Annotated in this window: 12 protein-coding genes and 1 other annotated feature; all 12 genes read left to right on the forward strand. The window is 42.2% G+C overall.

From position 1 onward, the window contains the following. Window positions 1-12: 12 nt before the first annotated feature. The 12 genes from AB1K91_RS07655 (at window position 13) to AB1K91_RS07710 (ending at window position 12,296) form a co-directional block, all read left to right on the forward strand. Window positions 13-1,083 (forward strand): LLM class flavin-dependent oxidoreductase, encoded by a 1,071-nt coding sequence (locus AB1K91_RS07655; protein WP_413089182.1) that lies wholly within the window; start codon window positions 13-15, stop codon window positions 1,081-1,083. Then, a complete protein-coding gene (locus AB1K91_RS07660; RefSeq protein WP_413089183.1) occupies window positions 1,080-1,646 on the forward strand; it encodes an NADPH-dependent FMN reductase in 567 nt (188 codons plus the stop codon). Before AB1K91_RS07655 ends, AB1K91_RS07660 begins: the two co-directional genes overlap by 4 nt. Before the next feature lie 439 nt (window positions 1,647-2,085). After that, a complete protein-coding gene (locus AB1K91_RS07665; protein WP_413089184.1) occupies window positions 2,086-2,625 on the forward strand; it encodes a TetR/AcrR family transcriptional regulator in 540 nt (179 codons plus the stop codon). A gap of 56 nt (window positions 2,626-2,681) precedes the next feature. After that, window positions 2,682-3,311, forward strand: a complete 630-nt coding sequence (locus AB1K91_RS07670) for a DUF2306 domain-containing protein (protein ID WP_413089185.1) — start codon at window positions 2,682-2,684, stop codon at window positions 3,309-3,311. A 142-nt stretch (window positions 3,312-3,453) separates the two neighbouring features. Beyond that, complete coding sequence (locus AB1K91_RS07675; protein WP_413089186.1) at window positions 3,454-3,642, forward strand: hypothetical protein; 189 nt, start codon at window positions 3,454-3,456, stop codon at window positions 3,640-3,642. 202 nt (window positions 3,643-3,844) lie between these two features. Further along, the gene (locus AB1K91_RS07680; protein WP_413089187.1) at window positions 3,845-4,639 is read left to right on the forward strand and encodes a 2-keto-4-pentenoate hydratase; all 795 of its coding nucleotides are present in this window, start codon (window positions 3,845-3,847) and stop codon (window positions 4,637-4,639) included. Window positions 4,640-4,714: 75 nt separating this feature from the next. Next, window positions 4,715-4,941 (forward strand) — a binding site (T-box leader). Between the two features lie 74 nt (window positions 4,942-5,015). After that, complete coding sequence (locus tag AB1K91_RS07685; protein WP_413089188.1) at window positions 5,016-6,362, forward strand: amino acid permease; 1,347 nt, start codon at window positions 5,016-5,018, stop codon at window positions 6,360-6,362. Between the two features lie 147 nt (window positions 6,363-6,509). After that, on the forward strand, window positions 6,510-7,871 hold the full coding sequence (locus AB1K91_RS07690) for an amino acid permease (RefSeq protein WP_413089189.1): 1,362 nt from the start codon (window positions 6,510-6,512) through the stop codon (window positions 7,869-7,871). A gap of 240 nt (window positions 7,872-8,111) precedes the next feature. Beyond that, a complete protein-coding gene (locus tag AB1K91_RS07695) occupies window positions 8,112-10,220 on the forward strand; it encodes a BglG family transcription antiterminator (protein WP_413089190.1) in 2,109 nt (702 codons plus the stop codon). A gap of 16 nt (window positions 10,221-10,236) precedes the next feature. Beyond that, complete coding sequence (locus AB1K91_RS07700) at window positions 10,237-10,545, forward strand: PTS sugar transporter subunit IIB (protein WP_413089191.1); 309 nt, start codon at window positions 10,237-10,239, stop codon at window positions 10,543-10,545. A gap of 36 nt (window positions 10,546-10,581) precedes the next feature. Next, a complete protein-coding gene (locus tag AB1K91_RS07705) occupies window positions 10,582-11,871 on the forward strand; it encodes a PTS sugar transporter subunit IIC (RefSeq protein ID WP_413089192.1) in 1,290 nt (429 codons plus the stop codon). 17 nt (window positions 11,872-11,888) lie between these two features. After that, entirely contained in the window at window positions 11,889-12,296 is a 408-nt protein-coding gene (locus AB1K91_RS07710) for a tetratricopeptide repeat protein (protein ID WP_413089193.1), read from the forward strand. Window positions 12,297-12,312: the final 16 nt, after the last annotated feature.

Here is a 12,312-nt window from a genome sequence, read left to right on the forward strand (position 1 = left end):
GGAGACAGTATTATGGAAAAATATCGCATTGATCCAAGTAAAGGTATGGAATTCGGAATATACACATTAGGGGATCATTTGGCAGATCCACGAACAGGAGAACGCATCTCTGCCAAGGAAAGAATTCAGCAGATCGTTCGTCTGGCACAGCTGGCAGATCAAGCGGGAATCGATTTCTTCAGTGTTGGTGAGAGCCATCAGCCTTACTTTGCATCCCAGGCCCATGCTGTCATATTGGCAGCAATTGCGCAGGCAACAGAAAATATCAAAATCGGGAGTTCCTCAACTATCATCAGTACGTCGGACCCAGTTCGTGTATATGAAAATTTTGCAACGATCGACCTTCTATCGGATGGACGGACGGAACTGATTGCCGGCCGTGCATCCCGAGTCGGGCTGTTTGAACTGCTAGGCTATGACCTGCATGATTATGAGGCTCTCTTCGAGGAAAAGTTCGATCTGCTTCTTCAAATAAACGAGCAAGAAATCATAAATTGGAGTGGTGAATTCCGCAGACCTCTGCGAAACGCAGAGGTACTGCCGCGACCAGTCAACGGCTCTCTGCCGATTTGGCGTGCTGTTGGAGGAACGCCAGTCAGTGCCATAAAAGCAGGCTATGCCGGAGTCCCGATGACAGTGGCAATGCTAGGCGGACCAGCTAGCGTATTCAAACAAACAATAGATGCTTACCGGGAAGCATTGACAGCACGTGGATTCGATCCAGCCCAGCTGCCAGTGGCAACGACAGGATTCTTCTATGCTGCTGAAACGACACAAGAAGCACTGCGCGATTATTATCCGCACATCAATGAAGGCATGAAAAAGACAAATGGCCAAGGATTCCCAAAACAGCTATTCGCTCAAGGAGCAGATCATCGCAGCATCATCAATGTCGGCAGCCCGCAGCAGATCATTGAGAAAATTCTTTACCAGCATGAGCAATTCGGGCATCAGCGTTACTTGGCACAGCTTGATTTCGGCGGTGTACCTTTCGAGAAAATGGAGCGGAATATCGAGTATATCGGTACAGAGATTTTGCCGGCTATCAAGAAATATACGAAGCAGGGAGGCGCTGAGCAATGAAAGTGGTAGGTATATCCGGCTCAATTGTCGGGTCAAAGACAAAAAATGCATTGTCTTTACTGTGGGAAGAAATGATCGAAGCCTATCCAGATGCGGAACATATTTTATTGGATTTGGCTGATTATGAGATTCAGTTCAGCGATGGGAGAAACTACTTGGATTACCCAGGTGATACAGGATATGTGACCGAGCAGATCATGCAAGCGGACATCCTATTTATCGGTACGCCGATTTTCCAAGCCTCGATCCCGGGAACGCTGAAGAATATATTTGATCTCCTGCCGACACAAGCGTTACGTGATAAAGTTGCAGGTATCGTGGTAACTGCCGGTTCGGCCAGACATTTCCTTGTGGCAGAGCAGCAGCTCAAGCCAATCCTTTCGTATATGAAGGCGCATCTAGTATCTTCCTACGTATTCATAGAAGAAAAGGATTTCCTGAACGGGAAAATCATTAATGATGATGTACATTTCCGGCTTCAGCGACTGGTTGAAGATGCTTTTGATTTGGCGGATGCCCAAGCAGCCGTGCGAGCGAAAAAAGAAGCGGAATATGATTTCTAAAGTGAGAAGGCTCCCTTATTGGGAGTCTTCTGTATATTGATTTATAATCGTTAGTCTCTGTACACGAAAAATGCCTGTTTGTGGGATAGTCTAATGATTAACGGGGTGTAGGGCTGCGAGCGAAAACAATTTAACAGTAGATATTTGGAGATAACGCATGTAAAGAATGGAAGCACCGCCGGGATCACCTTTCTTAAAAGCACGTAAGATGGAGATACATTTCTTCTTTAGGAACATTCAGCATCTTCCTTCCGTTCGTTTTATACTTGTCCTATTTATATGTAAGGGCTTTGATTATGGCTTTATAGAGGGATAAATTGTAGTTCTATAAGAGAAAGTGTCGAATAAAAGGGGATATTCTACTTTTCAGAATATGGTAGACAAAACAAATTATATTGCATATAATCCAATTGACCACTGGTCAAAAAGGGAGATTGAAATGGCGGAATTAACAAAAGATAAAATTATACAGCAGGCCAGGAAGCTATTCATCGAACAAGGATATGAAAAAGTATCGATGCGGGAAATTGCCAAGCATTTAGGCTGCAGCCATGGTGCATTATATTATCACTTCAAGAATAAAACTGCGTTGTTCTCTGAAGTGCTTGACTATTATTTTCAAGAACTGAATAGTGTTATTGATCGAATCATGCAGCAAGAAGAGGGCGATAAGGTGCAGGATTTATTCTTGGAATACATCCGATTCGGGCTCGACTATCCGCATCAGTATGAGCTGATGTTTATGCTGAAAAGTAATGAAATGGATAGTTTGATGCAGCGACCTGCGACAGAAAGCTTTGAACGATTTGAAGCAGCCGTAAAAGAAGCAGGCGGCATTAATCCGCAGAATGGAGAAATTTATTCGATATTTCTTGCACTTCATGGATTTGTATCTCTTCATTTGCATCGCGCAGCAAATTTTGAAGCAGCAGCGAAAGCAGCTGGAAGGTATGTCGATTTTTTAAGAAAGACCATTTGAATGGTCTTTTATTATAGTTGCATTTGACCACTGGTAAAAAGAGGAGGACAAACAATATGATGATGAAAAGGGTCCGAATGGGTGCTGTAATAGTGCTGGCTGTCGGGATTGCGGGTTATTCGATTGTTCAATATGGAATCATAGGTTTGGATAAGGCAGGGTTCATTTTGCAGAAATTAAGCCTTGGTGAGGTTCTATCGAGTATGTGGAAGTGGATGCTTGGTGTTCATATTGTCACCAGTATTTTCGCGCTCGTACTTGGACCTTTTCTGCTTATGAATCGAAACAAGCAGAAGGATAAGCTTCACAAGCGAATGGGTTATCTCTACACAGCGGGAGTAACCGGAGGGGGACTATCTGGCCTGTATCTGGCTTACTATGCCACCGGGGGAGTAATCGCGCAATTTGGCTTTGGAATGCTTGCCATCCTGTGGCTGATTACTGTATTTCTTGCAGTCAGAGCGGCCGTCCAACGAAAAATAGCCCAGCATCGACGCTGGACCATGATCAATTACAGTCTGACATTCGCAGCTGTGACCTTACGCATATGGCTGGGGATATTCATGCTACTTTTCGGGCCTTCCCTCTATGAAGTTTATTATCCGTATATCGCCTGGATATGCTGGGTACCGAATTTACTGCTCATCGCTTTTTATCTTAAACGAAAAACCAACTTTGTGTATTAATCCTTTGATCTCGATGTTTTACCAAGAATAACACGTTCCCATCATAAGTATTGAATATTGCGTCAACCAAAAAAGAAGCGTTTAACATAGCAAGCAAGGGGAAATTCATTTAAGAAGATAAATTCTAAAGGAGGCACTATTCGTGCAGGAGAAGTTTGATGTAGAGTTTACGTTTATTGGCGGGGAGAAATACACATTCACAGACTATCAGTCAGGATCCTATGTCCATGTGGTAAATGAAATAAAAGCAAGCGAGAACGGCTGGTTCGGGGCAGCAGGAGAAGTGGTGAATCTGGCGAATGTGACATCTGCGAAAGTGATTGAAAAATAAAGCGAAAAAGGAGCACCTATCAGTGGATAGGTGTTTTTTATGATCAATATTACGGGGGTTCCAACCTGGATATTGGATAGTCTATATTTCTTGAAAAAAGAAGTATGTGATTTTTATACAAACCAGAAATTCCCTAGCTATAATATTGTTCATATAATATAATCTTATAAATCAGATAATTCTAATAAAAGGAGAGGGAAAGATGGCTGAACAGATAAAAGAAGTTGATAAAGAAGAATTAGCAGGACGACTGCTTGCAGTGTATGAAACGAGGGAACCGATAGATTTTATCAGCCGCCAATATGCGCTCACGGCGGAACAAGCCTATGAAGTGCAAGAGGCATTTGCTTCGGCGAGGGAAGGGCGTGCAGGAAAAGAGAGAAAAGGTCATAAAATCAGTATGACAAGTCCAGCCACGCAGGCATTATTCGGAGCGACGGAGCCAGCTTATGGCACCTTGTTCGAAGATACGATACATACAGGTGATACAGAACTAGAGCTTGCTTCCATGATGTCGCCTTTACTCGAACCGGAGATCATTTTTGTTCTGAAAGAGGATTTGAGTATCGGAGCAGAAGAGGAGGAAATCTTGGAGAAAAGTGTTTTGTCTGCAGGCATAGAGGTTCCTGACTCCCGCTTCGCCGATTGGTTCCCGAAATTCCAGCTGATGGATTTGATTTGTGATAATGGTGTAACAGGAAAAGTGGTTGTTTCCGATAAAGGAAGAGACGATTTGACACTAGCTGAAGTGGAGCAAATCAAACTTACGCTGATGCATGACGGCAAGGAAGTTGGTACAGGATTTGCTACGGAAGTAATGGGAAATCCGGTCACCTCGGTTGCATGGCTGACACAGAAGCTAGCCGACAAGGACAAATCCCTGAAAAAGGGTATGGCAATCAGCTCCGGGACATTCCTTTCACCCATTCCATTAGGAAAAGGGAGCTATGAAGCCGATTTCGGTCAGTTGGGGAAAGTGAAGCTTCAAGTCAATTAATTTGTAAGAAATGTTGACAAACTATTCGGCTGCGCTTATAGTTAGGATTAATTCGAAATTGATCGAAATATTTTAACAAAAGCGACGAACGGGAGTAGTAGAAAGACTGGCATGGCCATAGAGAGCTGCGGGTTGGTGAAACGCAGACTGTGCCCTTTTTCGAACTCACCCTGGAGCAGCAGAACTGACAGATGTATTCTTTAGGTTTTGACGAGTGACCTTCGTTACAAGGTATAAAGTGGGTTTATTGAAAACCAATCAGAGTGGTACCGCGGAAAGCAAAGAAGCTTTCCGTCTCTTTTCCAACCAGGATGGAAAGAGACGGAAGGCTTTTTTCTTTTGGGAAATGCTAGAGAACAAACAGGAGGTAACAATCATGAAGAAAGATCAACATGGATTAAAACGCACCATGACAGCGCGCCATATCATGATGATGGCATTGGGCGGTGCAATCGGCGCCGGTTTATTCAAAGGATCGAGCTCGGCTGTCGATTTGGCTGGGCCTGCCGTCATTTTTGCATACCTGATTGGAGGCATCATCCTTTTATTCGTCATGCAAGGTCTTGCGGAAATGGCAGTCCAGAATAAGGAAGCAAGGACATTCCGTGATTTGGTCCAGGCAAGCATCGGAAAGTTTCCGGCATTCTTCCTTGATTGGATTTATTGGAAGATGTGGGTGTTGAATATTGCTGCAGAAGCTGTCGTGGCGGCTATCTTCCTGCAATATTGGCTGCCTGATTATCCGGTATGGCTGCTGACGCTGATTGTTGCAGTACTTGTTACAGCAGTCAATCTATTCTCGGTAAAAGCGTTCGCTGAGACGGAATACTGGCTGGCGTTGATCAAGATAAGTGTCATCATTCTATTCATTCTGGCTGGTATCGTCTTGCTGTTATTCTCATTCGGTGATCACACAGCTCCTGGATTCGATAATTTGACAGCACATGGCGGCTTTTTCCCGAATGGCGCTGGGGGATTGGTCACAGCTATGCTAGTTGTCATTTATTCCTACGGAGGAACAGAAATCATCGGAGTGACCTTGGCTGAGACAAAAAATCCGGAAAAAGTCGTGCCAAAAGCAGTGCGCAGCACACTGACAAGAATCATCGCTTTCTATCTGTTTCCGTTTTTCATCATTGTAAGTCTCATTCCGTGGAATGAAGTGAATAGTTCGGCAGTAAGTCCTTTCGTGCTGGTCTTCCAGCTTATCGGAATCCCGGGTGCCGATCATGTCATGAATGCTGTCATTTTACTGGCAATCATCTCATCCATGAATTCAGGACTTTATGGCTCATCACGAGTTCTTTATACACAGGCAATGGATGGGAGAATATCGAAACGGTTCGCTTGGCTGTCAAAACGGCAGGTGCCGGTCGTGGCTATTCTTGTCTGTACATCATTTTTATATATAGGAGTGCTGATTTCGCTATTCGTAGGAAGTAAGACATTCGATTATTTGATGGGATCGCTTGGCTACACGGTTCTGTTCATCTGGCTGATCATTGCTTTTGCCCACCTAAAGTCGCGGAAAGTACAGCCTGATAAAACAACATATCACGTCAAAGCATTTCCGATAACGACATGGCTGGCAATTATAGCATTACTGCTTATCTTGATAGGAGTGATATGGACTACTTCACTAGTCATTACTTCTGTAACACTAGTTATCTACCTGGTGATCGTCGGAGCATACTTTATAAAGAAGCACAAAAATAGGCTATAATCCTTCCTTGTAAAGTTAAGTTTTAGAAAAATATGATTATTGCACCCTTCTACCCGTTCGGATACTATATACTAGTATACTTATTTTGAGTCAAGGCTTTACGACACATGTTGCATGCTCGAAATGAAGGAAGAGGGGAGCATACATATGGCTGAAGAAAAGTTAGCCAGAGGATTGAAAAACAGGCACGTCCAATTGATCGCGATTGGCGGGGCTATTGGTACGGGATTATTCCTCGGTGCCGGCAAATCAATCCATCTAACTGGACCATCCATTCTATTTGCGTATTTAATCACTGGTATTTTCTGTTTTCTTATTATGCGAGCGTTAGGAGAAATCTTGCTGAGCAACCTCGGTTACGGATCTTTTGTTGATTTTGTCGGCGATTACTTCGGTGATCGTGCCGCCTTTGTTACGGGCTGGACTTACTGGTTCTGCTGGATCTCCATTGCAATGGCCGATTTGACGGCCGTCGGGATTTACACGCAATTTTGGTTCCCAGAAGTACCGCAATGGATGCCGGGTCTCGTTGCGCTTGTCATCCTGCTGATCATGAATCTAGCTACTGTAAAACTATTCGGTGAGATGGAATTCTGGTTTGCTTTGATCAAGATCATCGCTATTTTGGCTTTGATTGTGGTTGGTGTCTTCATGATAATCCGCGGATTCTCAACGGATGCTGGTCCATCCAGCTTCGCAAACCTTTGGAATCACGATGGTTTCTTCCCGAACGGAATCCATGGTTTTATTTTATCATTCCAGATGGTTGTGTTTGCTTTTGTCGGTATTGAGTTGGTCGGTCTGACAGCCGGGGAAACAGAAAATCCGGAGAAAGTCATTCCGAAAGCAATCAACAATATCCCGATTCGGATTCTTGTATTCTATATTGGTGCGCTCATCGTTATCATGAGTATTTATCCATGGGATGCAATCAATCCGGCGGAAAGTCCATTCGTCCAAGTCTTCACAGCAGTCGGCATCGCAGCAGCTGCGGGTATCATCAATTTTGTCGTATTGACATCAGCTGCATCGGCTTGTAACAGTGCTGTGTTCAGTACAAGTCGTATGGTTTACTCCTTGGCCAAGGAAGAACATGCACCGCAGCCGTTCAAGAAGCTGAATTTCCGCCAAGTACCGAGGAACGCCTTGTTCTTTTCCATCATCGTCATCCTGATTGCGGTCATTCTCAACTATGTGATACCTGAAGGTGTCTTCACCTTGATTACGAGCATCTCGACAGTCTGCTTTATTTTCATCTGGGGCATTACGGTGCTAGCCCATTTGAAATATCGCAAGACACGTCCGGAGCTTGCAAAAAACAGTAAGTTCAAAATGCCGTTTGCACCAATCTCGAATTATTTGATTTTGGCATTCCTGGCGTTTGTCATTGTTGTTTTAGCATTGGCTGAAGATACTCGTGTATCCTTGTTTGTTACACCTGTCTGGTTCATCATCTTGCTGATCGTATACCAGGTACGAGTGAAAACGAAAGATAGAACTAAAAATTGATTCGACAAGCCCTCTCCGTGAGGGCTTTTTTTTATGGGAAAAAATATGTCCATAAATTCTTTGCTGAAACGCATTGTAAATAGAGTGTTATATTCATGCCGACTAGTCAGGAGGAAATATATACATAGAATACATATAATTTTAAGCGCTTGCATTTTTGCAAGTTCAAGTTGCAAAAACATACACTAAACTTCCTGAATTCCACCACATATAATGAAATCGTGAAAGGGGTTACATTCCATGAAAGAAAGGACGCAACGATTACTTACTAGATTTTCTTCAGTTAATTCCTTTTTGACATGTAAGGATTTAAGTACAGAGTTTTCCATTAGTGAACGTACTGTAAGAAATGAATTAACCTTAATTAACAGTTTTTTGGCTGAAAATAATTATCCGACGATAAAAACAGCAAGAGGAAAGGGGTTGAAATTAAATCTCTCTGCCAAGGAACGCGAAGATTTACTGATAAAAATTGGGGATGATAGAACGGTAGATTATTACCGTCCTAATGAACGTTTTCTTGCGCTGCTTCTGGACATTGTAAATCCATTGCATACTACCATCCTTTATGAAATGGAAGAAAAGCTACAGGTTTCAAAAAGTACACTGGATGAAGATATGAGGAAGCTTCGTTTGTTTTTGAAAAATCATGGGATTTCTGTAGTGAGTTTGCCGAAGCAGGGAGTTGTATTGCAGGGGGATGAACGCTCGATAAGATCGATGTTATACAGTGTCATTACAAGCATGGCAGATATCGATGCTTTGCTAAGCTCCAAAATTTCAGAAGTTGCAGTATCAACTCTCGATCAATTAGTACTGAATTATTTAGATCAACAAGCTATTGGCATCATCACAGAGCACTACGATGAAGTTCTGGTAAAGTCCAAGATTGAAATTAATTACATGTACCGAAATCAAGTCCTTCTGTATTTAGGAATCTGGCGGCGCCGTATGGAAGAACGAAACACCATAAGTGAGTCAGCTAAAGTAAAAAATCAGATACGGAAAGGGCCTATCGGGGATTTCATTCATTCACTTTGCAGGGATTTTGATCTGGACCCTCCATTGGTCGAGAAGAATTATATTACACTCGCCATAGAATCATTTAATCCAAAAGATATGAACAACTCAATCGATTGGATCACTGCACAACTGTTAGCAATTCAATTGATCGAGCATGTAGAGAAAGTAACTGGTATTCCTTTTTCACAGCGAGAAGAAGAATTGTATGAAGGGTTATATAAGCATATCACAGGATTATTGAGCCGAGCCAAAAACGACATTCAAGCATCCAATCCTTTGAAAGATACGATTAAAGAATCTTATATCGAAATATATGAGGCAGTAACGCGCTTTAAAAAGCAAATCGAGGAACACACCAAGAAACCATTATCAGAAGATGAGATAGGATTTTTAACTGTTTACTTTTCAACTTCTGCTAGCTCGATGAAACAGGAGAAACGAGCAGTATATCAGGCAGTTGTACTTTGCAGTCATGGGCTTTCAACGGGAAGGCTATTGGCTGCCAATCTGAAAGAGCATTTCAATATAGATATTGTTGCTGTATTGAGTTCCCATGAAGTAAGTTTCATTGACAAGCTCGATGTGGATCTAGTTTTCACTACCATTCCGATCGAATATCAAAGAAAACCATTATTGATACTCAATCCGATTCTGCGAGAAAGCGATAAAAAAGAAGTAGAAGCCTTTTTACTCAAAAACAAAGATAAACGAAGGATAATCCCCAATAACTTAGATGCTACAGAACTGATGCAGGATATCTTAACGTTAATTATTGATAGCGGCGGCAAAGTGACAAAAGAAAGTTACCTGAAAGTAGAAGAAACATTTAAGAATCACCATTTAAAAATTAACACAAGGGAGATACAGCCAATGCTACAGGATATCCTGAAAAGTTCCAATATTTTATTGAATCAAGAATGCAAGGACTGGAAAGAAGCAATTACGAAAGCTGCCGATCTTTTGATGAAAGAAGAAGCTATTGAAGAAAGCTATATAACTGCCATGATTAAATCCGTGGAAGAATATGGACCTTATATAGTTGTCGGTAAACATTTAGCTTTGGCACATGCGAGACCGGAAGATGGAGTGAATAAATTGGGTGTTAGTGTTATGACTTTAAAGGACCCAGTATATTTTGGCAATCCGGATAATGATCCGGTACGACTTGTTTTTTGTTTGGCTGCCGTAGATTCTTATTCGCACTTAAATGTAATGAGAAATTTGATTGATTTGATAAATGATGAAGAGAAAATCAAGAGGTTAATAGCAGTACAAGATACAGATATGTTTAACGATGTGCTTTATGGAAGTCAAAAAAACTACTAAAAGAGGATGAGATTATATGAAGAAGTTAAATATTTTATTTGTTTGCGGGGCAGGCTTGGGAAGCAGCTTTGCATGTCAAATGGCGGCAGAAGATGTGCTGACTAGATTAGGAGTGGAAGCCAGATTGGATCATGGAGATATATCTTCTGCTGCCTCGGCGAAGCCGGACATTATTATTACAGCACAAAACTTTCAATCACAATTCGAGAAATTCGCTATTGATCCTCAGCAAACAAGAATTGTTTATTTAAGAAACATTGTATCCAAACAAGAAATTGAAGAAAAAATCACTCCGGTATTACAGGAAAAAGGAGTCTTGGTTTAAGTATAAAACAGGCAGAGCGAGGGAGGAAGGCAGCGAATGGGTGTTATAAATTTTATTATCGAAAACATTTTGACTCAGGCATCCGTCACGATTGCATTGATTGCTATGCTAGGTTTGATTTTGCAAAAAAAATCTGCTGGTCAGGTGATATCCGGCTCATTAAAAACAATGCTCGGTTTCATGGTATTGGCTGCCGGTTCGAGCATTATTGTTGGGAGTTTGACATATTTCGGCAAGATATTCGCAGAAGGATTCCAAATGCAGGGCATTGTCCCTTCGATTGAAGCGATTAATGGTCAAGCTATGAATGAATTAGGCTTAGGTCGGGATATTGCTTTGACTTTTCTGGCTATTTTCATCTTTAACATCATCATTGCCCGGTTCACAAGGTGGAAATATATCTTTTTAACAGGCCAAGCGATCCTCTGGATGGCTACCATGACAACCGTGTTTGGATACTTTGCTGGATTGCGTGGTATTGCTTTGATCTTAGTTGGAGGTTTCATCGGCGGTGTATTTGCGGTTGCCATGCCGGCTATTGCACAGCCATTCGTTCGTAAGATTACTGGATCGGACGACATCGCTCTGGGACATTTTTGTACGGTTGGCTATGTCTTCGAAGCAGGGATAGCTAAAGTATTCGGGGAAAAAGGCGAGAAGAAAAAATCAGTGGAAGATTTAAAGCTCCCAGCCCAATTGGAATTTTTACAGGATACTTATCTTTCGGTAATGGTAGTCATGGTTCCGCTCTACATTATAACAGCAGCGTTTGCCGGAGCAGAATTTTCTTCTGCATTGGCAGGTGATACACACTATCTAATGTTTGCCTTTCTCCAAGCCATTCAGTTTGTAGTCGGTGTATACGTCCTGCTGTCGGGAGTTCGCTTGCTTCTTGGAGAAATTGTTCCCGCATTCCGAGGTATTGCAATGCGCCTAGTCCCAAATGCCAAGCCAGCCTTGGATTGTCCGGTGCTGTTCCCATATAGTCCTAATGCTGTCATCGTAGGATTTATCACTACGACAATCGGTTGTGTTATTGCAATGTTCGTATTGCCAGTATTCGGATTAGCTATGATTCTGCCAGGGATGCTGACAGCCTTTTTTGCAGGCGGAACTGCCGGAATATTCGGAAATCAAGTTGGCGGTCGCCGTGGAGCGGTTATTGGCGGAGTGGCACACGGTTTCTTCATTACACTCTTGCCTGCGCTGCTAGTAACGATATTCAATTCCATGGGATTTGTTAATGCAACTGCGACTGATGTTGATACAGTAGCCGCAGCATTGCTATATGCATGGCTCATTGGTCCACTTCTAAAAGCTTTTTAGCATAAAAGGAGGCAGATATGATGTTTGGTTTTCACAGGAAAAAGGACAAAAAAACCAAAAAGGATGCGCAGCAGGTTGGGACAGTCGTCTTGACTATGGAAGAGAAAGAACAAATACAGCTATCAATCTCTTTGAAAAAACAGGAATTCGAGCAGGCTGCTGAAGAAAAACATGCAAAAATACTTGAAGAGATCGGCATGGCTTATGTAGAACTCGGTGATGATGATCGCGCAATTGATTCTCTTGAAAAAAGTATACAGATAGAAGAATCAGTAGGCGAAGGGTATAAAAATCTATTGAGATTATATAACAAAAAGCGAGCAGAAGCAGCAAAAGCAAATGATGACAAAACGCTGCAAATCTATCTGAATAAAATGGATCAGTTGATGCAAGTCTCCAAAGATGTTACACGAGGTGTTCGATGAATACTACTAAGGGAGC

Origin of the sequence: Terribacillus jepli (assembly GCF_047228925.1) — a bacterium.
In the GTDB taxonomy this organism is placed as follows: Bacteria; Bacillota; Bacilli; order Bacillales; family Amphibacillaceae; genus Terribacillus.